Raw genomic sequence first — 22,180 nt, 5'->3', positions numbered from 1 at the left:
ATATCGGGCACATCCAAAGACCAAGCAATTCGGAGACCGTCATGACCGACGAAACAACAAAAACCGGACCTGACGCCACGGCGGCTGACACGTCAGCGGATTTCGCGCAGGATGCAGCGGAAACCGTTGATGCAGCCGAGCCGTCTCAGCCAGATCCGGTTGAGCTGCTGAAGGCCGAGAACGGCGAACTGCGTGATCGCTACCTTCGCCTTGCTGCCGAGATGGACAACCTCCGTCGCCGCACCGAGCGCGACGTGAAGGATGCAAAGTCCTATTCCGTGGCAAGCTTTGCCCGCGACATGCTCTCGGTGGCCGACAACCTGCGCCGCACGCTGGATGCCATTCCGGCCGACGCCCGTGATGGCGCCGATGCCGGCCTGAAGACGCTGATCGAAGGTGTCGAGATGACCGAGCGTTCAATGCTCTCGGCCCTTGAGCGTCACGGTGTGCGTCAGCTCGAGCCGATCGGGCAGAAGTTCGATCCCAATTTCCATCAGGCCATGTTCGAAGTGCCGAACCCGGAAGTGCCGAACAACACTGTCGTCCAGGTGGTGCAGGCCGGTTTCGTCATCGGCGACCGCGTTCTGCGCCCGGCCATGGTCGGCGTCGCCAAGGGTGGCCCGAAGATCGTCGAAAATGCCGAGCAGGGCGCCAACAGCCCGCTGGACGAGAAAGACGCCTGATCTTTTTTGGCAACGCCAATAAAAGAAGAGAGCCGGACGATCTCGGATCATCCGGCTCTTATTTTTGCCTTGGTCCAGTGTAATCCAAGCGGTTAGGCGGCGTTGGATGCCTGCTCTTCGTTGAGGAAGGCGTAGATGGCGGTGGCGGAATCGGTGGCGCGGAGCTTCGCGACGAGATCCTGGTCCCGCAGAACGCGGGCGATGCGCGAGAGCGCCTTCAGGTGGTCCGCGCCGGCACCTTCAGGTGCGAGCAGCAGGAAGACGAGATCGACAGGCTGGTCGTCCAGCGCCTCGAAATCGACGGGCGCTTCAAGGCGCGCGAAAATGCCGGCGATGGACTTGATGCTGGCAAGCTTGCCGTGGGGAATGGCGATACCGTTGCCGACGCCGGTGGAGCCGAGGCGCTCGCGCTGCAGCACGACGTCGAAGATTTCGCGCTCGGGCAGTCCGGTGAGCTTGGAGGCTTTGGCGGCCAGCTCCTGAAGCAGTTGTTTTTTGGAATTTGCCTTCAAGGCGGGGATGATCGCATCTTGCTGTAGCAAATCTGCCAATGCCATTCTCTTTATCCTTCGTGTCGCCGAGAACCGATGACGGGCAAGCGGCGGCCAGCTGCGATGATGCGCAGCCGCCGCTTATCTTCTATTCTCAGCCTTTGATATTGGCTGCGTCGATCCAGCCAATGTTGCCGTCCTGACGGCGATAGACGATGTTCAAGTGTTCGTTGCCGGGGCTGCGGAAGAGCAGCAGCGGCTCGTCGGTCATGTCGAGCGCCATCACGGCGGTCGCCACCGACATGGTTTTCAGTTGTTTCGTGCTCTCTGCGACGATTGCCGGCGCGAAGTCGGCAGGGATCTCCTCGTCGTCATCGGGAACGCCGTCCATGACGGTGTAGGCGACTTCCGCCTGACCGTTCACGTGATTGCCTGCTTGATGGTCCTTGAGTTTGCGCTTGTAACGACGCAGGCGCTTTTCGATACGCTCGGACGCAGCGTCGAAAGCAAGCTGCGGGTCCATGGCTTCGCCGGCAGCATGCAATACGACACCGCTATCGAGGTGAAGCTTGCAATCGGCCGCAAAACGCGAACTGGACTTCTGCACAGTTACCTGACCCGAATACCCCCCGTCGAAGTATTTGGTCACGGCCATACCGATCTGGTCCTCGATCCGCTGACGGAAGGAGTCGCCAATTTCCATATGTTTACCGGAGACACGCACACTCATGGAGTTTCCCTTCTTGTAGTGGTTATTGCGCGTATCAGTTTACGCCAAGCCTCAAGCTCATCCAAGCACTTCACGCAGTCAAAGGCAAATTGCGTATATCGACCGCCTTTTGGATGGTGGGGATAAGTTTCATGGTCGTGCTGTCCTGCAGCGATTGCGGCGGGCTTCTAGCCCTGCCTCATACGAAAGTCAACTGCATCTTAACGGACCGTTAGGAGTTTGACATCCGGTGGTTGAAGGTTGCCGGCCGTCAGAAACCAGAAACTTTGGCTAGAGCCCGCTTCTCTCGGCGCCGTTGCACGGAGGAGGGGATGTTCATGGCTTCGCGGTACTTTGCAACCGTGCGGCGAGCAAGCTCTATCCCGCCCTTCTTCAGCGTATCGACGATATCGTCGTCGGAGAGGACCGCATCCGGGCTCTCGTTCGAGATCAGCAGACGGATCTTGTGGCGCACGGCCTCTGCAGAATGGCTGTCTCCGCCCTCGACGGCGCCGATCGAAACCGTGAAGAAATATTTGAGCTCGAACAGCCCGCGTGGCGTCAGCATGTACTTGTTCGAGGTCACGCGGCTGACCGTCGATTCATGCATCTTGATAGCATCCGCTACGGTTTTCAGGTTGAGCGGCCGCAGATGGTCGACGCCATGCAGCAGGAACGCGTCCTGTTGCCGCACGATCTCGCTTGCCACCTTCATGATCGTCTTGGCGCGCTGGTCCAGGCTGCGGGTCAACCAGTTGGCATTCTGCAGGCATTCCGAAAGAAAGGCATGGTCCTGGCTGGTCTTGGAGACGGAGGCGAAATAGGACTGGCTCACCAATACCCGCGGCAGCGCATCGGGATTGAGTTCTACCAGCCAGCTACCGTCCGCAGAGGGACGCACGACGATATCGGGCATGATCGCCTCCGATATGTCTGTTTCGAAACCGCTGCCGGGCTTCGGGTTGAGCTGGCGGATTTCCGCCATCATGTCGAGCAGGTCTTCCTCATCGACGCCGCAGAGCCGCTTCAGCGTGGCGAAATCGCGCCGGGCAAGCAGCTCGAGATTCTCGATCAACCGCTCCATGGCGGGATCGAAGCGATCCTTCTGCCGGAGCTGGATTGCCAGGCATTCGCTGAGGGAGCGGGCAAACACGCCGGGCGGATCGAGTTGCTGTAGGGCCTCCAGTACGCGCTCGACGTCGGCAGGCGTTGCACCGAGGCGTTCGGCCGTCTCACCGAGTTCGCCGCGCAGATAGCCACAGTCGTCGAGCTGGTCGACGAGATGCTGGGCGATCAGCCGGTCGCCCATGGCGGGAAGAGAGAAGGGAATCTGTTCGTTGAGATGATCGCGCAGCGACACCTGGCCCGCGACGAAATCGTCCAGGTCGTAGCCTTCACCGGCATCGCCGCCGGGCATGGACTTCCACTGGCTGAGCAGCTCCGGCGCATCGGCGCGCTGCGGGTTGCCGTCATCGGGAAAGACGTCGCTGAAATTGGTGTCGAGCTCGTCGCTCAGCCGGTTGGCGTTGCCGGTATTGTCGCTCTCGTACCAGTCGCTCGCAAGATCGCCGGCATTGCGTTCGGAGCCATCCTCGCCATGGGCTTCTTCCATGGTCTCGAAGCGTTCGTCCCTGGCCTCGCGATCGCCGCCGCTGCCTATATCCTCGTCATTTGACGCAAATTCCAGCAGCGGATTCTTTTCGACTTCCTGTGCGATGAACTGCGTGAGCTCGAAATGCGTCATCTGCAGCAACTGGATGGATTGCATCAGTTGCGGTGTCATCACCAGGCTCTGGCTTTGGCGCAGGAAAAGATTGGCCGATAGTGCCATGGCGGACGCGGGACTCCCCTTGAACTCCTCGGGAATCCGCGCCTCTTTTCACTAAAATTCTCGCGAAATTCCAACTGGCCCAAAAATTGCTTTTTTATTGGATTTGGTCAAGCGGAACTGTGAAGCCGAAGTAAATTTCCGGCGCGCGGCAGCATTCGCTAATATTGGCGGATGGGAGGACGGAATTTCAGCCTATCAGAGGCTGAAATTGTCACCCAGATACAGCTTGCGTACTTCAGGATTGCTGACGATGTCGTTCGCCCTGCCATGGGTCAGGACTTCACCCGCATGGATGATATAGGCGCGGTCGATCAGGCCGAGCGTCTCGCGCACATTGTGGTCCGTGATCAACACGCCGATGCCGCGCGCCGTCAGGTGATGCACGAGGTTCTGAATGTCGGCGACCGAGATCGGGTCGACGCCGGCAAAAGGTTCGTCGAGCAGCATGAAGGTCGGATCGGTGGCCAGCGCGCGGGCGATTTCCAGGCGCCGCCGCTCGCCGCCTGAAAGCGCGATCGCCGGCACGCTGCGCAGATTGCGAATGTGGAATTCCTCCAGCAATTCGTCGATCTTGCGTTCCCGCTTCGTCTTGTCCCTTTCGTGGACTTCGAGCACGGCGCGGATGTTTTCTTCCACGGTCAGTCCACGGAAGATCGAGGCTTCCTGCGGCAGGTAGCCGACACCGAGCCGCGCCCGGCGATACATCGGCATCGAGGTAACATTGTTGCCGTCGATCTCGATCGTGCCTTCATCGACCGGCACCAGTCCGGTGATCATGTAGAAGCACGTCGTCTTGCCGGCGCCGTTCGGCCCCAGCAGTCCGACTGCCTCGCCGCGGCGCACCACCAGCGAAACACCGTTGACGACACGTCGCGTCCGGTAGGTCTTGGTGAGGCCACGGGCGATCAGCGTGCCCTTATAGCGCGCCTTGTCCGCGGCCGGTGCGCTCGATGCCGCAGAAGACGGCCCGGGCACGCCGGGCAAGGTGGAAGTGGTCGATGTCGTCACGAGGGGGCCGGTATCAGTTTTTCTTTTGTTGTTGTTGCTGCACTTGCTGCGACTTCGGATCGAGCTGAATCTGGACGCGACCGCCACAGGAATCCAGCTGTGCTTCACCCGTCGCCATATGCACGGTGAGCTGGCAGCCTGTGAAAACATTCGGTCCGTCGGTCAGAACCACCTTCTTGCCTTTGAGGATCGCAAGCTGGTTGGCCATGTCGAAGGAGCCGTCCTCCGCCGTCGCCGTCTGCGTTCCGGAAACGAGGTAGACCTTGTCGGTGACCAGAATGTGGTCGATGTTGGCATCGCCCGACACGAGCGACTGGTTCTGCTCCTTGGCAGCCTTGGCGACGGGATTGTCAGGCTGCTTGGCATCTCCTGCCTGCTTCTTCTTGTAGAAGACCGTCATCTTGCCGGCCTGCATGGTCGTGGTGCCCTGGACCACCTTGACATTGCCGGTGAAGACCGCCTGGCTCTCCTGGTCATGGATCTCGAGCTTGTCGCTTTCGATCTGGATCGGTTGATCCTTGGAGAGGGCAAGACCCGGCATCGAGCTGGTCGTCGACTGCGCGCCGGCGTTTGCGGCCGCAAAGAAAGCGGCTGCGCCAAAAGCACAGAGAAGGCCGGCCTTGCGCAAGCCGAAATTGAAAATTGAATTAGGCCAATACTTTATCATGAACCGCCCGGCTTCTGTTGGCTATCTGAATTATGGAGAGCGGCAGGTTCGATGTTCATCCGAACCTGCCCGTCGAATTCGATTACGCTCCCCTTATCCGTCATCTTGAGCGAACGCGCAACAACCGACATACCACCGCGGGTAATAGCAACCTCGTCCTGGCTGGAAAGGTCCCCCTTCTTCACATCCAGGAAGGCGGTCTTGAATTCGGCGTGCAGCCCGTTGTCCATCAGGATGGTAAAGGGCTCGGTCAGCTTCAGTGTATCGGCCTGGCGGTCGAAATCCGCGCTCGCGGCCGTAACGTGGGCGATCACGTCGGTATTGACCGGCATTGATGCCTTGATGGTCTTGAGCGTGATCATGTTGGGATTCTTGATATCCTGAAGCGCTTTTTCGGCAAGCAGCGAGTAGTTGATACCGTCCTTGTTGCGCCCGGCAATGGCGGGGCGTTCCATGACGACCTTGCCATCCTCGATCTTGGCGCCCTCGATCTGGATGTTTGCCGGCAGATAGGCGCGGATGACGGAGACGGCAATAAAAAGGAGCGAGATGATGATGGCGGCAAGCGGCAGCAGCACCCTGAGCCGCTTTACGCGGTTAGAATGGAAAATCGCGTCTTTATACGCGTTCCGTTCCGGCACCGAGCGTATTGCCTCGCCGGGGGGCTCGATCGTATTGAGCATGCAACAGGTCCGTCTTTTATGATCCGGAGAACCGCATTCACGCTATGCGAGGCTGTGCCAAAAAGCCTATCGGATCGTTTCGCATTATTGCACTGGCTTGCCAATATGGATTTTTTCCTGCTGTGGGCGAATTTTAGCAGAAAAATATACCATAAGCCGGTTTCATCAGGTCGGGCGATGTCCTATCTCATGAACCAGCAGAGCGGCGTCCGTCGACGACATCGAAAACGGGAAACGCTTTTCTCTAAGGATTGTGCCCGTTTCAAGGTGTCATACATCCGGTTTGTGGCGCTTTCAATTTGTTGCAGGGAGAAATAAGGCGTGATGGACAGTTCTGCAATCGCGGATCGGCGACAATTGCGCCGCAAGGTTGGTTTCTGGCGCATTGTTGCCGTTTTGCTCCTTGTGGCATTGGGTTTTGCGCTTTATCGCTTTGTTTCGGCCGACCTGCCGGATGCGCGAGGCCCGCAAATCGCCCGCGTCAAGATTTCCGGGCTCATTCAGGATGATCCGGAGCTGCTGGAGCGGCTGAAGAAGATCCGCGACAATGATCAGGTCAAGGCGCTGATCGTGTCGATCTCTTCGACCGGCGGAACGACCTATGGCGGCGAACGCATCTTCAAGGCGATCCGCGCCGTCGCCGCCAAGAAGCCGGTCGTATCGGACATCCGCACCGTCGCAGCTTCTGCCGGCTACATGATAGCGACAGCCGGCGATGATATCGTTGCGGGCGATACCTCCATCACCGGGTCGATCGGCGTCATCTTCCAGTATCCGCAGGTCAAGGACCTGCTCGACAAGGTCGGCGTTTCGCTCGATGAGATCAAGTCGGCTCCGCTAAAGGCCGAACCGTCGCCCTTCCATCCTGCCAGCGAAGACGCCAAGAACATGATCCGCAACATGGTCATGGATAGCTATGGCTGGTTCGTCGATCTTGTGGCGGATCGCCGCAAGCTGTCGCGCGACGAAGTGCTGAAGCTTGCCGACGGCAGCATCTTCACCGGCCGCCAGGCGCTTCAGAACAAGCTGATCGACACACTCGGCGGCGAGGACGAAATCCTCGCCTATCTCGAAACGCGCAAGGTCAAGAAGGATCTGCCGATCGTCGATTGGAAGCCGGAAGACAAAACTTCGTCCTTCTTTTGGCCAGGTGCCGCTTCCTGGTTGCTAAATCGTCTCGGTTATGATGATTTTATTAAAGGAGAGAGTCTCCAGAAAATCATGACCGATAAGTTGTTTCTTGACGGCCTGCTTTCTGTTTGGCAGGGTGCAGCCAATTGATAAATCAATGATTTAAGGGGATAGCTGTGATCAAGTCGGAACTGGTGCAGATTGTTGCCGCCCGCAACCCGCATCTCTATCACCGCGACGTCGAAAATATCGTCAATGCTGTCTTGGATGAGATCACCGATGCGCTCGCAGCGGGAAACCGGGTTGAGCTTCGCGGCTTCGGTGCTTTTTCCGTCAAAAACCGGCCTTCACGCTCCGGTCGCAACCCGCGCACCGGCGATACGGTCTTCGTCGAAGAAAAATGGGTTCCCTTCTTCAAGACCGGCAAGGAATTGCGCGAGCGCCTGAATCCGGGCGCCGGCGACGACGAGGAAGACGACAACTGATCGGGCCATTCCGGCCGAGTTTCCCCAAATGCGCCGACGGAAATAGTTGTCGGACATGATTGTGCCGCGACGCGGTGGCACTTGAATTCAGCCGCCTCTTTTCTATTCTGCGGCTGAAGGCGGCTTGGGTGCGGGACATCCATGGCCGCGGACAAAGGAGCTGCGCAATGGCCAAGAAGATCGTCAATCTGCTGATATTGCTGCCGCTCGGCATCATCCTCATCATATTCTGCGTCGCCAACAGGCAATCCGTGACATTGGCCCTCAATCCCTTCCGGCCGGAGGATCAGGTGCTTTCCTTGAATGCGCCCCTGTTCGTTTTGCTGTTTGTGGCGCTGATCCTCGGCATGATCGTCGGGGCCGCAGTCACCTGGTTCAATCAGGGAAAGCATCGCAAACGTGCCCGCAATCAATCGCGGGAAGCGGTGCGCTGGCAGGCCGAAGCCGATAAGCATCGCACGCGCGCCGAAGAAATCGCCGGGCAGCTGCCGTCAAAGTGACGTGAAGTCGGCGAGCCGCATCTCTTTATAGTCGCCCTCCGGCGAGGCGCCGTCGCCGATGATCTCGAAGCCGAGCCTCCTATAAAAAGCCATGGCGCGGATGTTTTTGACCAGGCATTTCAGCCGGTAGCGTCGCCGAGGCCAATCGGGCAGGCCGGCAAGCAGCGCCTTGCCGACGCCGCGGCCCTGGAAGGCCGGCAGAACATAAAGCATATGGATGAAGTCATCCGGCTCCCACACCGCGGCAAAGCCGGCAATTACACCATGCCCGTCCTCGCAGACGAACAGGCGTTCGCCATTGGTATGAATGGCAAAATCTTCAAGGGCGAAATGCCCGGGATCGACCCATAGGAACGTTTCGCGACGGACACGGAGATAGATCTCCGCAAGCTGCTGCATGTCCCGTTCGCGTGCAGGCCGGACGGCCCAGGTCTCGAATTTCGATGTCATGATCGACTATATGGGGCCGAAATATTCCGCTGGCAATCAGGCGCTCGCCTGGCCGTTGATGGCAGCGGTGAAATCGGCAAAAAACTGCTGCGCCAGCTTCTTGGCGCTGGAATCGACCAGGCGGGAGCCAAGCTGCGCGATCTTGCCGCCGACCTGCGCCTTCGCCTCATATTGCAGGATGGTCTCGTTGCCGTCTTCCTTGAGTATGACGTCCGCGCCGCCCTTGGCAAAGCCGGCAATGCCGCCCTTTCCTTCTCCCGAGATCGTATAGCTTTCCGGCGCATTGATGTTGGAAAGCTTGACCTCGCCGTTGAAGGAAGCCGAAACGGGGCCGATCTTCAGCTTGACGGTTGCCGTCAGCTCCGTCGGGGAGACCCAGTCGAGGCTTTGACAGCCGGGGATGCATTGTTTGAGGATTTCGGAATTGTTCAGCGCAGCCCAAACGGCATCTCTGGGTGCTGCGATCCGTTCCTCACCGGTCATGTCCATGCACAATCCTCCCAATGTGACATTTTGTGCATGGATCATCGCAGATCGGAAAGCGCTTTGCCAAGTGGCGGCCAGATGCTATTTGCACGCACATATCAATTTTGAGATAAGCATGGTGAAACATAGGGAAAGCCGGCCCGGCCAGAAAAATACGGGCGGCCTTGGGGCGAAACCCCGGCGTGACATGCCCGGCAAGCCGCCGGCAAAGCCCGCGCATGCTTCAAGGCCAGCCAAGCCTTTGCGTGATGCCAAGCCTCCGCGCGATCATGGCGAGCGTGTTGCAGAGTCGCGTTCTGCATCACCTGCCGCCGCCGCGCCGGAACGCCCGCTGATCGCCCGAACCGGTGAGCGTCCGCCGGAGCGTGTGCCAGTTATCCTGGAATCGCTCGGTGCTGGTGATTTCCACCTGATCGACAGCGGCAATGGCCTCAAGCTCGAGCAATACGGTCCCTACCGCATCGTCCGGCCTGAGGCACAGGCGCTGTGGCCGCCGTCGCTTGCCGCACATATCTGGGACAATGCCGATGCGATCTTCACCGGCGATACCGATGAGGACGGCATGGGCCGCTGGCGTTTTCCGCGCGAGGCGCTCGGCGAGACATGGCCGCTGCAATTGCTCGGTGTCGATTTTCTCGGTCGCTTCACCGCATTTCGCCATGTCGGCGTCTTCCCGGAGCAGATCGTGCACTGGGCTTGGATGAAGGAGCAGGTCGAGGCGGCGCAACGGCCACTGAAGGTCCTCAATCTATTCGGCTACACCGGCGTCGCCTCCCTGGTGGCGGCGGCTGCCGGGGCTGAAGTGACGCATGTCGACGCTTCGAAGAAGGCGATCGGCTGGGCGCGCGAAAACCAGGCTTTAGGCCGCATGGAAAAAATGCCGATCCGCTGGATCTGCGAGGATGCGATGAAGTTCATCCTGCGCGAGGAGCGGCGTGGCAACAAATACGACATCATTCTCACCGACCCGCCGAAGTTCGGCCGCGGCCCGAATGGCGAGGTCTGGCATCTGTTCGAACATCTGCCGCTGATGCTCGATATCTGCCGCGAGATCCTGTCGCCGAAGGCGCTCGGCCTGGTGCTGACGGCCTATTCGATCCGCGCCAGCTTCTATTCGATCCATGAGCTGATGCGCGAAACCATGCGCGGCGCCGGCGGCGCAGTCGAATCCGGCGAACTGGTCATCCGTGAAGCCGGCCTCGATGGCCGCACGCCGGGCAGGGCGCTTTCCACCTCTCTCTTCAGCCGCTGGGTGCCGAAATGAACCAGGATTTTCGTAGTGACGGCCCGCGCAAGGTCGGACAGGTCAAAGAGGTTACCTCGCTTGCCAATCCGATCGTCAAGGATATCAAGGCGCTGACGGTCAAGAAGTCTCGCGAGGAAAGCGGCGCCTTCCTGGCCGAAGGACTGAAGCTCATCATCGATGCGCTCGAGCTCGGCTGGACGATCCGCACGCTTGTTTACGCCAAGGCCGCCAAGGGCAAGCCGCTTGTCGAACAGGTCGCCGCCAAGACGGTCGCGGCCGGCGGGCTGGTGCTGGAGGTCAGCGAAAAGGTCATCGGCTCCATTACACGCCGCGACAATCCGCAGATGGTGGTCGGCGTCTTCGAGCAGCGCTGGCGGCCGCTTCGCGACGTCAAGCCGAAGGCAGGCGAGACCTGGGTGGCGCTCGATCGCGTGCGCGATCCCGGCAATCTCGGCACCATCATCCGCACTGCCGATGCGGCCGGCGCTTCCGGTGTCATCCTCGTCGGAGAAACGACCGATCCGTTTTCGCTGGAAACCGTGCGTGCCACCATGGGCTCGGTCTTTGCAGTTCCTGTCGTCAAAGCGACGCCGGAGGAGTTTCTGATCTGGAAGAAGACGGCCGGTGTCGCTGTCGTCGCGACCCATCTGGCGGGCGCCGTCGATTATCGCACCATCGATTACAAGAAGAAGCCCGTCGTCATCCTGATGGGTAACGAGCAGTCCGGCTTGCCGGATGCCCTGGCGAAAGAGGCCGATGCGCTCGCCCGTATCCCGCAGGCCGGCCGCGCGGATAGCCTCAATCTGGCGGTCGCGACGGCAGTCATGCTGTTCGAAGCACGCCGCCATATCCTGACCCTGAGCGAGACCCGATGACCGATAGCGAGACCCATGAGCAGCCGACTGCAAAGCCAGCCCTGTTTTCACGGCCCCTGCCGATCCTGATCTTCATCGTGGTTGCGGTCATTCTCGACCAGGCCATCAAGATCATGGTGGATCATTGGCTGCCGCTGCAGGAGATGGTGCCGGTCATTCCGATGCTGGCGCTCTATCGCACCTATAATCTAGGCGTGGCCTTCTCCATGCTTTCGGGCATGGACGGCTGGTTCATCGTCGGGATGCGGCTCGTCATCGTCGCCTTCGTGCTGTGGCTCTGGCGGCGCACGCCCGATCATCGCTGGCTCGCGCATATGGGCTTTGCCCTGATCATTGCCGGCGCTCTCGGCAATCTGCTTGATCGCTTTCTCTACGGTCACGTGATCGATTATATCCTGTTTCATACGCAGACATGGTCTTTCGCCGTTTTCAATCTTGCCGACAGTTTCATCACCGTCGGGGCAGGCTGCGTCATTCTCGACGAGCTTCTGATGCCCAAAAAGGCAAAAGTTTAAAATTCTAGCGAATCCCTGAAGGCATCGGGAAGAATGCCCATGTTAGCCAGACTGCATGAGCACTCTGGCAGATTTGCAGGAAAAGCTTGCCGCGGCGGCAGTTCACGACCAAACGGGACCGATCGAAGGGTCGGCCGCCGACGAGTCGTCGCTTGCAAAATCGACCGTGCCACGTGAGGCAGGCCGGCACTCGGCGCCGCCTGCGCAAACCTGGTGGCTGCAAAGCCATTGGCTGAATGGTGGCGGTCTTGTGGCCGGGGCCGCCTTTCTTGCGATCGGCTTCGCCGGAGGTCCTCTGGTGCTTTTAGGCTTTCTTGGCCTCGCAGCCGTTGCGCTGGCAGCCGTCGGCATCATCAAAACGCAAGGCGCGGCGCGCGAGCCCGAGATTGTCGCTGCCGATTTCAGCGAGAGCGATCACGATCGCCTATGGGAGTACAAGGAAAGCACCAGCCTCCTTGCTACCGTCCACGATGCGCTTGGCGACATCGCGGTCACGCGCAGCATCGACCGCCGGATTCTGCACGCCAACGCCACCTTCAGCAGATTGACCGGAAGGTCGCACCCCGAAGGCCTGACGCTGGAAGAAGCTGGCCTCGTATTCCGTGCCGTCACCGATGCGAAGCATCAGGATGCGGAAATCGCGACACCCGAGGGCCGGCGCATCTTCGCCTGGCACGATGTCATGTTCCGCGATGCGACGACCGGGCAATTATGCATACAGAGCATCGCGCGCGACGTGACGGAGGAGCGGCAGGCAGCCCGCCTGCGCGAAGACGCGAGATTGAAGGCCGAATATAACAGCGCTGCCAAATCCCGGCTGCTCGCTACCGTCAGCCATGAGATCCGCACGCCGCTGTCGGGCATTCTGGGCATGAACCATCTCCTTGCCCAGACGCCGCTGACCCTGGAACAGGCAAATTATCTCACTGGCATTCGTCAGTCGGGTCACGCGCTGGTGCAGCTGGTCGAAGATCTCCTCGATTTTTCCACGATCGAAGTCGGCCGCTTTCAGTTGCATCCACGCCAGGAGGCTTTGCGGCCGCTGCTGGAAGGCGTCATCGAGATGCTTGCGCATCGAGCCCATGAGAAGGGCATCGAAATTGCCGCGAGCGTTGCGGCCAATGTTCCCGAGAGCATGGAATTCGATCCAGCCCGGCTGCGCCAGATCCTGTTCAACGTCATCGGCAATGCGGTGAAGTTCACCCAGACCGGCGGTGTTCTTGTCAGTGTCGACCTCAACGGCCGGGATTTGACGATATCGGTGCGCGACAGCGGTCCCGGCATGACCGAAGAAGAACAGGCTCGCGTCTTCGGCGAATTCGAGCAGGCCGGCACCACGGTGGAAAGAAGCGCCGGCACCGGCCTTGGCCTTGCAATCTCCGCTCGCATCCTGCGCGAATTCGGCGGCGGGCTCAGCGTTGCCAGCGAGCGCGGCGAGGGCAGCGAATTCGTCATCTCCTTCCCGGTCGGCCTGATTGCCGGCGAAGACGGATACGATCGGCGCAATACCATGCTTAGGGGATCTCGTATCCTGCTGCTGGCTCCCCAAGGGGCGGCAAGCACGGCCATCATGCGAACCATCCAGACCCTTGGCGGCCATTGCCGGCTGATCGGCCCGGGCGACATGGATGACCTGCTGCCTTCGTTTCCGATGGGCGAGGGCGGGGTCTGGACGGATCTCATCGTCGACCATCGCATGGCGCCCTGGTACTTCAGCGAGGGAAATGCGCTTGCGGTGCCAAGGCTGCGCAAGATCTTCCTGGTCAATCCCGAGGAGCGCAACACCCATCCGCTCGACCTTTTCGACGCCTGGCTCATCCGGCCGCTGCGCGAACAGTCGCTGATCGATGTGCTGAGAGGCCGCATGCGCGGTATGGAAAAGCGCGAAGCCTTGATCGAGGCTGTCTCGGAGATCGGCATAACCACGCCCGAGACGGAGGATCGCGCGCTCGATATTCTGCTGGGTGAGGATGACCCGGTCAATGCGATGCTGGTTCGGGCCATGCTCTCCAGGGCTGGCCACAGGGTTCGCCTCGTCGAGGATTTCGACGGTCTTCGAGCCCGCACCGAAGACGGCGAAGCGCGGCCGGAGGTGCTGGTGACGGATTTCAACATGCCGGGCGGTACGGGTGCGGCTGTGCTTGCGCAATTGCGCGCTCATGAGCGCAGGCATGGCCTGCCGCCGCTTCCGATCATAGTGCTGACCGCGGACAGCCGCGATTCGATACGTCGTCAGGCACTGTTGGCCGGAGCCGATGCCGTCATCGTCAAGCCGGTCGATCCCGAAAAGCTGACGGCCGCGCTACGCGGCTTGTCCAGATCGGTCTTCGAACGCGCCTAGAAATCATCGGCTATCTGCGGATGAAAATTGCAAAGCCGGCTCATCAATGCTTGATAGCGGCGGTTGACATCGCTCAACTTATGGCAATCGTCCTCGCTAAGTTGGGGATGGCGCGTCCATTCGAAAAATTGCAACGGGCACGGTTCTTGCTTTTAGCCAAGCTGCGTGTCACTTTCCTGTCGCACGAATTTGGTTTATGGCGCTATATCGGCCCGCAGGGGGAGAATCGCCATGTCCATCGAAATTTTGAATCGCGAAGCTCAGGGCGAAATGGTTCAGTCTTCAAAGGCAACGGTTGAGCCAGTTGCCAGCGATGTGCTCGGACGCATCGGAAATCTCGAAACGCGCCTTGCCCGCACGGCGCGCGAAATCGATGCCGCTCAGGCCGTCCGCTACCGCGTTTTCGTCGAGGAGATGAACGCGCAACTGCCGGCTGAGGCCATGCGTCGTCAGCGTGATGTCGACAGCTGGGACGACATTTGCGACCATCTTCTGGTGCTGGACCGCTCGCTTGAGGGCGATCCGGAAGACCAGATCGTCGGCACCTATCGCCTGCTGCGCCAGGAAGTGGCCATGGCCAATGGCGGCTTCTATTCCTCATCGGAATTCGACATCGATGCGCTGCTCGCCCGTCATCCCGATAAGCGCTTCATGGAGCTCGGCCGTTCCTGCGTGCTGCCGGATTACCGCAACAAGCGTACGGTGGAACTGCTCTGGCAGGGCAATTGGGCCTATGCGCTGAAGCATGGCATGGGCGCCATGTTCGGTTGCGCATCCTTCCCGGGCATTCTGCCGGAGCAGCATGCGCTGGCGCTTTCCTTCCTCTATCACAATGTTCTCGCCAAGGACGAATGGGCCGTCGGTGCGCTGCCATCGCTGGCACGCAACATGGATCTGATGCCGGTCGAGGCCGTCAATCCGAAGAAGGCGCTGATGTCGCTGCCGCCCTTGATCAAGGGCTATCTGCGTCTCGGCGCCATGGTCGGCTCGACCGCCGTGGTCGATCAGGCTTTCAACACGACAGACGTTCTGATCGTCCTGCCGATCGCCAGCATTTCCAACCGCTACGTGAATTATTACGGCGCGGATGCCGGTCGCTTCGCCAGCTGAGGACTATCAAGGGATCGCGAAAATATCGATCGCATCCGTGATGCCGCGCAGCGCGACATGATGCGATTGCGGCGTGAGGCCGCGCCTTGTCATCAGTTCGGCAGCGCGAGGATGATCGAGCACCGAGCTGGTGGCGAAGATCTCGCGTGACGTGGCGAGGTGCTGGACGCGGGATGCGATATTGACCGTCTGCCCGAAATAATCCTGTCGTTCGTTCAGGCTCACGGCGATGCACGGCCCCTCATGGATGCCGATTTTCAGAAGAAGATCATCATTGCCGCGCTCTTCGTTGAGGCTGAGCATGGCCTCTCGCATCCGCATCGCCGCAGTGAGCGCCCGGTCCGGCGTCGGGAAGGTCGCCATGACCGCATCGCCGATCGTCTTGACGACCGCGCCCGCCTCTGCCGCCACGATCTCATGCAGGATGCCGAAATGCGTTTTGACCAGATCGAAGGCCGCAAGATCGCCAACCCTTTCGTATAATTCCGTCGAACCGCGCAGGTCGGTGAACAGAAAGGTCAGGCTGGTGATCTTCAGCCGCTGATCGATGTCAATCGTGTCCGTCCGATAGATGTCACGGAAGGTCTGGTTGGAAAGCAGGCGCTTGGCGGTCAGAAATGGCCGGCGTTGTCCAAGCAGCGTATGAAGGGCATCGTTGGCCACGCAGATCGATGGCAGCACGCGAAGGTCCGTGTGGTTCTCCATCTGGACGCGTAGCGGGCCGGGCCGCAATTCTATGGCCTCGCTATGGCGATGCATGCGATCGAAAACGAGCGAGAGAGCCTGCCGCTCCTTCGATGGTTCTCCCTTCACGTCGAGGAATTGCGCCGCATGCGTGACCGGCTCGAAGATGATGGTGAATTCCGCCGGCAATTGAAGCGATATGACCGCTTTCTCGCCCGGCGGCAGTTCCAGGGATTCCAAAACGAACTGATCGACTTTTTCTTCGTAACCCTCGTCGGGAAGGTCGATGCCTGAGCCCCAATAAATCTGGCGGAAATATTCGAGCGGCGACAGATCGTGCGGATTGTGCGCTTCTATGTGGCGCACGCGTGGACTGACCGTGAAGGTGACTTCGACCATCTCGTCGAGCGTCGGCTCGTATCCGGCTGCGCAAAGCGTGCAGTTATAGGTATCGCTCTGCACGGTTTTGAGTGAAGTATTGGCATCCAACACTCCGCCGCAGCCGGGGCAAAGAACATTCCACGACATCTCGAACAGGCCGAGGCGCGAGGCGTGCAGAAAGGCATTGACGGCCTGTTCTTCATCGAAGCCGTGGCCTGCCGCAAAGGCGAGCGCATTCACACGGTTGAGCTTGCGGTCGGGTGCCTCAAGAACGAGCCGCTCGATAGCATCGACAATGTCAGGCTGCGCTGAATGGCGCAGCACTCCAAACAGGACCTGAGCTTCACTCATCCCCCTATTTTACACCGAATTGATACGGCAGCCCATCACCTTTGTTGGGTCGCCGGCTCAGTCTTATGGGGTAGTGGTTACGAGCCCGCGCCATAGGCGGCGATGGCGGCCATGTTGACGATATCGGAATCCTTAGCGCCCATCGATGTGATCTGCACCGGCTTGTCGAGACCTACGAGCAGCGGCCCGATGACCGTCGAGCCGCCGAGCTCCTGCAGCATCTTGGTGGAGATCGCCGCAGAGTGGAAGGCGGGCATGACAAGCACGTTTGCCGGTCCGGAAAGTCGCGAGAAGGGATAGAGGTTTTCCATGAGCTTGCGGTCCAGCGCCACATCCGCCGCCATTTCGCCGTCGAATTCAAAATTGACGTATCGCTTGTCGAGAATATTAACCGCTTCACGCACCCGCTCGGAACGTTCGCCTGGGGGATGGCCGAAGGTGGAATAAGCGAGCATGGCGACGCGCGGCTCATAGCCCATGCGCCGGGCGAAGCCGGCAGCTTCCTCGGCGATATCGGCCAGTTCTTCGGAGGTCGGCATGTCATGCACGGCGGTATCGGCAACGAAGACGGTTCGGCCGCGGGCAAGCACGATCGATATGCCGATGACCCGGTGTCCCGGCTTGGCGTCGATGCAGCGGCGCACATCGCCAAGCGCAGTCGAATAATTGCGCGTCACGCCCGTCACCATGCCGTCGGCATCGCCCAGTGCGACCATGCACGCGGCAAAATGATTGCGGTCGTTGTGGATCAGGCGCGTCACGTCGCGATGCAGGTAGCCCTGGCGCTGCAGCCGGGCATAGAGATAATCGATATAGGCATCACCGCGCTTCGAGATGCGGGCATTGACGATCTCGAGGCCTGGGCGGTTGAGATCGATGCCGGCGCGCTCGGCGGTTGCCTGGATCAGATCCTCGCGGCCGAGCAGGATTGCCGTGCCAAGCCCCTGATTGGCGTAGGAGAGGGCGGCGCGCATGACCTGTTCCTCTTCCGCCTCGGCAAAGACGATGCGCTTCTGGTGCCGGCGGACACGCTCGTAGAGCTGCGCCAGTGTTGAGGCGATCGGATCGCGCCGGGCAGAGAGTTCGCGCGCATAAGCGGCCATGTCGGCAATTTCGCGGCGTGCGACGCCGCTCTCGATCGCGGCTTTTGCGACAGCCACCGGAATGGCCGAGATCAGGCGCGGGTCGAAGGGCACAGGGATGATGTACTGCGCGCCGAAGCGCGGCCGCGCGCCCTGATAGGCTGCCACGACATCGTCAGGCACGTCTTCGCGCGCAAGGCTCGCCAGCGCGTTGACGGCAGCGATCTTCATCTCGTCGTTGATGGTGGTGGCGCGCACGTCGAGGGCGCCGCGGAAGATATAGGGAAAACCGAGGACGTTGTTGACCTGGTTCGGATAGTCCGAGCGCCCCGTCGCCATGATGGCGTCGTCGCGGATGCGGGCGACTTCTTCCGGCGTGATTTCCGGATCCGGATTGGCCATGGCGAAAATGATCGGCCGGTCGGCCATAGAACGGATCATATCCTCGGAAAAGGCGCCCTTCTGCGAGAGGCCGAACACGACGTCGGCGCCCTTCATTGCTTCCGCTAGCGTGCGCTTGTCGGTCTTGACGGCGTGTGCCGACTTCCACTGGTTCATGCCTTCGCTGCGACCCTGGTAGATCACGCCCTTCGTGTCGCAAAGGACCATGTTGTCCGGGGCGAAGCCCATCGACTTGATCAGCTCGATGCAGGCGATGGCGGCCGCGCCGGCGCCGTTGCAGACGAGCTTGGTGGTCTTCAAGTCGCGGCCGGTCAGCTCCAGCGCGTTGATGAGGCCGGCAGCGGCGATGATGGCGGTGCCGTGCTGGTCGTCATGGAACACGGGGATATCCATGAGCTCGCGCAGGCGCTGCTCGATGATGAAGCAGTCGGGTGCCTTGATATCTTCCAGATTGATGCCGCCGAAGGAGGGGCCGAGATAGCGCACGCAATTGATGAATTCGTCGACATTCTCGGTGTCGATCTCGAGATCGATCGAATCGACGTCGGCGAAGCGCTTGAACAGTACCGATTTGCCTTCCATGACCGGCTTGGAGGCGAGTGCGCCGAGATTGCCGAGGCCGAGAATGGCCGTGCCGTTCGAGATGACGGCGACCATGTTGCCACGCGAGGTATAGTCGTAGGCCGTCGCAGGATCAGCCGCGATCGCCTTTACGGGAACGGCGACACCGGGCGAATAGGCAAGGGAAAGATCGCGTTGTGTCGCCATCGGCTTGGTCGGATTGATCTCAAGCTTGCCGGGGCGTCCGTTCTTGTGGAAGTCCAGTGCTTCCTGATCGGTGATCCCCGTTCCCGGACGCGACTTGCTCTTGCTGTCAGCCATTGTTCCTCCAAACCTCCTGTGGGCGACCGGTCCCTCTTGTCCGATAGCTGTTGTCTTCTATAGCGGCGCGCGGATAGGGTGGCACCTCATTTTTTTGGAAAAACTGCACCTCCGTGAACGAACGTATTAACGCCAGCATCGATGCTTTCTCGGCCGCCGAGCTTGCCTCGGAGGAAAGCCGTGCCTCGGCCACTCCGATGATGGAGCAATATATCGAGATCAAGGCGAACAATCCCGGTTCGCTGCTGTTCTATCGCATGGGCGACTTCTACGAACTGTTCTTCGAAGACGCCATCGATGCGTCGCGTGCGCTCGGCATCACGCTGACGAAGCGCGGCCAGCACATGGGGCAGGACATCCCGATGTGCGGCGTTCCGGTTCACGCTGCCGATGATTATCTGCAGAAACTGATCGGTCTCGGCTTTCGCGTTGCTGTATGCGAGCAGGTGGAGGATCCTGCCGAAGCGAAAAAGCGCGGCGGCAAATCGGTGGTGCGGCGCGATGTCGTGCGCCTGGTGACGCCGGGTACGATCACCGAAGAAAAGCTGCTTTCGCCCTCGGAATCCAATTATCTGATGGCGCTCACCCGTATTCGCGGTGGCGCCGAGCCGCAGCTGGCGCTTGCCTGGATCGATATTTCGACAGGCGTCTTCCGTCTTGCAGAAACGGAGACGTCGCGGCTGCTCGCCGATATCCTGCGCATCGATCCGAGAGAACTGATCCTGCCGGATACGATGTTTCATGATCCGGAGCTGAAGCCGGTTTTCGATATCCTCGGCCGGACTGCCGTTCCGCAGCCGGCGGTACTCTTCGACAGCGCCAGCGCCGAGGGACGGATCACGCGTTACTTCGGCGTCTCGACACTCGATGGTTTTGGCACGTTCAGCCGCGCCGAATTGGCTGCGGCTGCGGCTGCAATTGCCTATGTCGAAAAAACCCAACTCGCCGAGCGGCCGCCGCTGGGGCTGCCCGAGCGCGAAAGCGGCGCCTCGACACTTTTCATCGATCCCGCCACGCGTGCCAATCTCGAACTGGTGCGCACGCTCTCCGGCGATCGCAACGGTTCGCTGCTGAAGGCGATCGACCGTACCGTGACCGGCGGCGGTGCCCGCCTTCTTGCCGAGCGGCTGATGTCGCCACTGACCGACCCTGCCCGTATCAACGAAAGGTTGGATTCGATCGGCTTTCTGACCGAGGAGCCATCGCTCTGCAGCGATCTGCGTTCGGCATTGAAGCATGTGCCCGACATGCCGCGCGCCCTGTCGCGCCTTGCGCTCGATCGTGGCGGCCCGCGCGATCTCTGGGCGATCCGTCAGGGGCTGGCGGCGGCGGCCGATCTTGCCCGGCTTCTCGATGGCGCCTTGCTGCCGGAAGAGCTTGCCGCCGCACTGGACGGACTGAAAGCTTTACCGGCTGATCTCGAAGCCATGCTTGCGGCGAATCTTGCCGACGAGCTGCCCCTGCTGAAGCGCGACGGAGGTTTCCTGCGGGAAGGGGCGAATGCCGAGCTGGATGAAGTGCGGGCACTGCGCGACCAGTCGCGCCGCGTCATCGCCGGCCTGCAGCTGCAATATGCCGAGGAAACCGGCATCAAGTCGCTGAAGATCAAGCACAATAATGTGCTCGGCTACTTTATCGAGGTCACCGCCGGCAATGCCGGTCCGATGACGGACACCAGCGAAGCCAAGGCGCGCTTCATCCATCGCCAGACCATGGCGAATGCCATGCGCTTCACCACCACAGAACTTGCCGATCTTGAAAGCCGCATTGCCAACGCCGCCGACAAGGCGCTGGCGATCGAGCTCGAGGCCTTCGACCACATGGTCGCAGCCGTGGTGGCTGCCGCCGAGGCCATCAAGACCGGCGCCCGCGCGTTGTCGGTGATCGATGTCGCGGCGGGACTTGCACTGCTTGCCGAGGAGCAGGCCTATTGCCGGCCCGCCGTCGATGGCAGCCGGATGTTTGCCATCGAAGGCGGCCGTCATCCAGTCGTCGAACAGGCGCTGCGCCGTCAGGCCGGCGGTCCGTTCGTCGCCAACAATTGCGATCTTTCGCCGAAAGCCGACGGCAAGGATGGCGCCATCTGGCTCCTGACCGGCCCGAACATGGGCGGTAAATCCACCTTCCTGCGCCAGAATGCTTTGATCGCCATTCTCGCGCAGATGGGTTCCTTCGTGCCCGCCGCTTCGGCCCATATCGGTATCGTCGACCGGCTCTTCTCGCGCGTCGGCGCTTCCGATGATCTTGCCCGTGGCCGCTCGACCTTCATGGTCGAGATGGTCGAGACGGCGGCGATCCTCAACCAGGCAACGGAACGCTCCCTCGTCATCCTCGACGAGATCGGTCGCGGTACCGCGACCTTCGACGGTCTTTCGATCGCATGGGCAGCCGTCGAGCATCTGCATGAAGCCAACCGTTGCCGTGGTCTGTTCGCCACGCATTTCCACGAGCTGACCGTGCTCTCGGAGAAGCTCGGCCGACTTTCCAATGCCACCATGCGCGTCAAGGAATGGGATGGCGATGTCATCTTCCTGCACGAGGTTGGGCCGGGGGCTGCCGATCGCTCCTACGGTATCCAGGTGGCACGTCTCGCCGGCCTGCCGGCTTCCGTGGTGGCGCGCGCCCGCGATGTCCTGACGCGGCTCGAAGATGCCGACCGCAAGAATCCGGCAAGCCAGCTCATTGATGATCTCCCCCTCTTCCAGGTGGCCGTCCGCCGGGAGGAAGCCGTTGGCCGGCGCGAGCCGTCCAAGGTTGAGGAACGGCTGAAAACGCTCGATCTTGACGATCTGACGCCGCGAGCCGCCCTGGATGTGCTCTATGAACTGAAGAAAACGCTTACCAAGACCAGTTGACCGCAGGCGATATTCCAAAGGCAATATGATGTATCTCGAAGTTCTTCTCGCCGAAGTCCGCACTCTGGGTGAGCGCTTCTCTCCGATCGCCGCGCGCGGCAAGATCTGCGGCGAGGGCGAAGCCCCGGACTGTGAATCCGATCGGGGCCTGCTCGATATCACGCTGTCCTGCAGCCGCATTTCCGATATCTGCTCCAAGATCGCCAAGGCCGGTTATTGGGAATGCGAGCGCGAAATGGTGACGCAGATCGGCGCTCAATCGCGAAACATACTATATAGTTTGAACGAGCTCAGACGGGCACTTGGGCCGGCAAGGCCCTAAAACTGCCGAT

21 protein-coding genes are annotated in these 22,180 nt (G+C 60.4%); 11 read left to right on the top strand and 10 right to left on the bottom strand.

Annotated features, from left to right (window positions below):
- Window positions 1–41 precede the first annotated feature (41 nt).
- A complete protein-coding gene (gene grpE / locus GDN47_RS16435) occupies window positions 42–683 on the top strand; it encodes a nucleotide exchange factor GrpE (RefSeq protein WP_112722001.1) in 642 nt (213 codons plus the stop codon).
- 92 nt (window positions 684–775) lie between these two features.
- Here the strand turns inward: grpE and ptsN are convergent, their stop codons facing one another.
- The 6 genes from ptsN to lptC form a co-directional block, all read right to left on the bottom strand.
- A complete protein-coding gene (ptsN, locus tag GDN47_RS16430) occupies window positions 776–1,240 on the bottom strand; it encodes a PTS IIA-like nitrogen regulatory protein PtsN (RefSeq protein ID WP_113329975.1) in 465 nt (154 codons plus the stop codon).
- A gap of 88 nt (window positions 1,241–1,328) precedes the next feature.
- On the bottom strand, window positions 1,329–1,904 hold the full coding sequence (gene hpf / locus GDN47_RS16425; RefSeq protein ID WP_095433787.1) for a ribosome hibernation-promoting factor, HPF/YfiA family: 576 nt from the start codon (window positions 1,902–1,904) through the stop codon (window positions 1,329–1,331).
- 250 nt (window positions 1,905–2,154) lie between these two features.
- Complete coding sequence (rpoN, locus tag GDN47_RS16420) at window positions 2,155–3,714, bottom strand: RNA polymerase factor sigma-54 (RefSeq protein ID WP_113351326.1); 1,560 nt, start codon at window positions 3,712–3,714, stop codon at window positions 2,155–2,157.
- A 195-nt stretch (window positions 3,715–3,909) separates the two neighbouring features.
- A complete protein-coding gene (gene lptB, locus GDN47_RS16415) occupies window positions 3,910–4,698 on the bottom strand; it encodes an LPS export ABC transporter ATP-binding protein (protein ID WP_208409503.1) in 789 nt (262 codons plus the stop codon).
- A 37-nt stretch (window positions 4,699–4,735) separates the two neighbouring features.
- Window positions 4,736–5,389 carry an LptA/OstA family protein gene (locus GDN47_RS16410; RefSeq protein ID WP_152093778.1) on the bottom strand — a complete coding sequence of 218 codons (654 nt, stop codon included), beginning with the start codon at window positions 5,387–5,389 and terminating at the stop codon, window positions 4,736–4,738.
- Window positions 5,386–6,072: an LPS export ABC transporter periplasmic protein LptC gene (lptC, locus tag GDN47_RS16405; RefSeq protein ID WP_113329978.1), complete on the bottom strand. Its 687-nt coding sequence runs from the start codon at window positions 6,070–6,072 to the stop codon at window positions 5,386–5,388. The genes GDN47_RS16410 and lptC overlap by 4 nt, the downstream gene beginning before the upstream one ends.
- Before the next feature lie 324 nt (window positions 6,073–6,396).
- Here lptC and sppA point away from each other — a divergent pair, with 324 nt between their 5' ends.
- The 3 genes from sppA (at window position 6,397) to GDN47_RS16390 (ending at window position 8,188) form a co-directional block, all read left to right on the top strand.
- Window positions 6,397–7,353: a signal peptide peptidase SppA gene (sppA, locus tag GDN47_RS16400; RefSeq protein ID WP_113351324.1), complete on the top strand. Its 957-nt coding sequence runs from the start codon at window positions 6,397–6,399 to the stop codon at window positions 7,351–7,353.
- Window positions 7,354–7,379: 26 nt separating this feature from the next.
- Window positions 7,380–7,688 (top strand): integration host factor subunit beta, encoded by a 309-nt coding sequence (locus tag GDN47_RS16395; RefSeq protein WP_015338608.1) that lies wholly within the window; start codon window positions 7,380–7,382, stop codon window positions 7,686–7,688.
- Between the two features lie 167 nt (window positions 7,689–7,855).
- Window positions 7,856–8,188: a LapA family protein gene (locus GDN47_RS16390; protein ID WP_069611376.1), complete on the top strand. Its 333-nt coding sequence runs from the start codon at window positions 7,856–7,858 to the stop codon at window positions 8,186–8,188.
- Here the strand turns inward: GDN47_RS16390 and GDN47_RS16385 are convergent.
- Window positions 8,180–8,638 carry a GNAT family N-acetyltransferase gene (locus GDN47_RS16385; protein WP_152093777.1) on the bottom strand — a complete coding sequence of 153 codons (459 nt, stop codon included), beginning with the start codon at window positions 8,636–8,638 and terminating at the stop codon, window positions 8,180–8,182. The two genes, GDN47_RS16390 and GDN47_RS16385, sit on opposite strands and share 9 nt — an antisense overlap.
- Window positions 8,639–8,674: 36 nt before the next feature.
- A complete protein-coding gene (locus GDN47_RS16380; RefSeq protein WP_113329981.1) occupies window positions 8,675–9,127 on the bottom strand; it encodes an SRPBCC family protein in 453 nt (150 codons plus the stop codon).
- A 115-nt stretch (window positions 9,128–9,242) separates the two neighbouring features.
- Here GDN47_RS16380 and GDN47_RS16375 point away from each other — a divergent pair, with 115 nt between their 5' ends.
- The 5 genes from GDN47_RS16375 (at window position 9,243) to olsB (ending at window position 15,211) form a co-directional block, all read left to right on the top strand.
- Complete coding sequence (locus GDN47_RS16375) at window positions 9,243–10,388, top strand: class I SAM-dependent methyltransferase (protein ID WP_371865518.1); 1,146 nt, start codon at window positions 9,243–9,245, stop codon at window positions 10,386–10,388.
- Complete coding sequence (locus tag GDN47_RS16370) at window positions 10,385–11,245, top strand: TrmH family RNA methyltransferase (RefSeq protein ID WP_152093775.1); 861 nt, start codon at window positions 10,385–10,387, stop codon at window positions 11,243–11,245. The genes GDN47_RS16375 and GDN47_RS16370 overlap by 4 nt, the downstream gene beginning before the upstream one ends.
- Window positions 11,242–11,760 carry a signal peptidase II gene (lspA, locus tag GDN47_RS16365; RefSeq protein WP_069611144.1) on the top strand — a complete coding sequence of 173 codons (519 nt, stop codon included), beginning with the start codon at window positions 11,242–11,244 and terminating at the stop codon, window positions 11,758–11,760. Before GDN47_RS16370 ends, lspA begins: the two co-directional genes overlap by 4 nt.
- A gap of 55 nt (window positions 11,761–11,815) precedes the next feature.
- Window positions 11,816–14,101, top strand: coding sequence for a hybrid sensor histidine kinase/response regulator (locus GDN47_RS16360; protein WP_152093774.1), 2,286 nt, complete (start codon window positions 11,816–11,818; stop codon window positions 14,099–14,101).
- Window positions 14,102–14,332: 231 nt separating this feature from the next.
- Window positions 14,333–15,211, top strand: coding sequence for a l-ornithine N(alpha)-acyltransferase (olsB, locus tag GDN47_RS16355; protein ID WP_113390004.1), 879 nt, complete (start codon window positions 14,333–14,335; stop codon window positions 15,209–15,211).
- Window positions 15,212–15,217: 6 nt separating this feature from the next.
- On the opposite strand, the gene GDN47_RS16350 is transcribed toward olsB, so the two are convergent.
- Window positions 15,218–16,627 carry an adenylate/guanylate cyclase domain-containing protein gene (locus GDN47_RS16350; RefSeq protein ID WP_152093773.1) on the bottom strand — a complete coding sequence of 470 codons (1,410 nt, stop codon included), beginning with the start codon at window positions 16,625–16,627 and terminating at the stop codon, window positions 15,218–15,220.
- A 77-nt stretch (window positions 16,628–16,704) separates the two neighbouring features.
- Entirely contained in the window at window positions 16,705–18,993 is a 2,289-nt protein-coding gene (locus tag GDN47_RS16345; protein WP_152093772.1) for an NADP-dependent malic enzyme, read from the bottom strand.
- A 197-nt stretch (window positions 18,994–19,190) separates the two neighbouring features.
- On the opposite strand from GDN47_RS16345, the gene mutS reads away from it, so the two are divergent.
- Both mutS and GDN47_RS16335 read left to right on the top strand, forming a co-directional pair.
- Window positions 19,191–21,848 carry a DNA mismatch repair protein MutS gene (gene mutS, locus GDN47_RS16340; RefSeq protein WP_371865517.1) on the top strand — a complete coding sequence of 886 codons (2,658 nt, stop codon included), beginning with the start codon at window positions 19,191–19,193 and terminating at the stop codon, window positions 21,846–21,848.
- Window positions 21,849–21,876: 28 nt separating this feature from the next.
- Window positions 21,877–22,170, top strand: coding sequence for a hypothetical protein (locus GDN47_RS16335; RefSeq protein WP_152093770.1), 294 nt, complete (start codon window positions 21,877–21,879; stop codon window positions 22,168–22,170).
- Window positions 22,171–22,180 lie beyond the last annotated feature (10 nt).

Source organism: Martinezella dioscoreae (assembly GCF_009176305.1).
GTDB lineage: Bacteria > Pseudomonadota > Alphaproteobacteria > Rhizobiales > Rhizobiaceae > Rhizobium > Rhizobium dioscoreae.
This window is presented reverse-complemented; position numbering and strand designations above follow the sequence as displayed.

Bases quoted from the DNA above. Each gene is read 5' to 3' on its own strand.
- GDN47_RS16350 (WP_152093773.1), bottom strand. From the start codon at position 16,627: ATGAGTGAAGCTCAGGTCCTGTTTGGAGTGCTGCGCCATTCAGCGCAG.
- GDN47_RS16360 (WP_152093774.1), top strand. From the start codon at position 11,816: ATGAGCACTCTGGCAGATTTGCAGGAAAAGCTTGCCGCGGCGGCAGTT.
- GDN47_RS16385 (WP_152093777.1), bottom strand. From the start codon at position 8,638: ATGACATCGAAATTCGAGACCTGGGCCGTCCGGCCTGCACGCGAACGG.
- GDN47_RS16335 (WP_152093770.1), top strand. From the start codon at position 21,877: ATGTATCTCGAAGTTCTTCTCGCCGAAGTCCGCACTCTGGGTGAGCGC.
- sppA (WP_113351324.1), top strand. From the start codon at position 6,397: ATGGACAGTTCTGCAATCGCGGATCGGCGACAATTGCGCCGCAAGGTT.
- olsB (WP_113390004.1), top strand. From the start codon at position 14,333: ATGTCCATCGAAATTTTGAATCGCGAAGCTCAGGGCGAAATGGTTCAG.
- lspA (WP_069611144.1), top strand. From the start codon at position 11,242: ATGACCGATAGCGAGACCCATGAGCAGCCGACTGCAAAGCCAGCCCTG.
- ptsN (WP_113329975.1), bottom strand. From the start codon at position 1,240: ATGGCATTGGCAGATTTGCTACAGCAAGATGCGATCATCCCCGCCTTG.
- hpf (WP_095433787.1), bottom strand. From the start codon at position 1,904: ATGAGTGTGCGTGTCTCCGGTAAACATATGGAAATTGGCGACTCCTTC.
- lptC (WP_113329978.1), bottom strand. From the start codon at position 6,072: ATGCTCAATACGATCGAGCCCCCCGGCGAGGCAATACGCTCGGTGCCG.
- rpoN (WP_113351326.1), bottom strand. From the start codon at position 3,714: ATGGCACTATCGGCCAATCTTTTCCTGCGCCAAAGCCAGAGCCTGGTG.
- grpE (WP_112722001.1), top strand. From the start codon at position 42: ATGACCGACGAAACAACAAAAACCGGACCTGACGCCACGGCGGCTGAC.
- GDN47_RS16410 (WP_152093778.1), bottom strand. From the start codon at position 5,389: ATGATAAAGTATTGGCCTAATTCAATTTTCAATTTCGGCTTGCGCAAG.
- GDN47_RS16370 (WP_152093775.1), top strand. From the start codon at position 10,385: ATGAACCAGGATTTTCGTAGTGACGGCCCGCGCAAGGTCGGACAGGTC.
- mutS (WP_371865517.1), top strand. From the start codon at position 19,191: ATGATGGAGCAATATATCGAGATCAAGGCGAACAATCCCGGTTCGCTG.
- GDN47_RS16390 (WP_069611376.1), top strand. From the start codon at position 7,856: ATGGCCAAGAAGATCGTCAATCTGCTGATATTGCTGCCGCTCGGCATC.
- GDN47_RS16345 (WP_152093772.1), bottom strand. From the start codon at position 18,993: ATGGCTGACAGCAAGAGCAAGTCGCGTCCGGGAACGGGGATCACCGAT.
- GDN47_RS16380 (WP_113329981.1), bottom strand. From the start codon at position 9,127: ATGGACATGACCGGTGAGGAACGGATCGCAGCACCCAGAGATGCCGTT.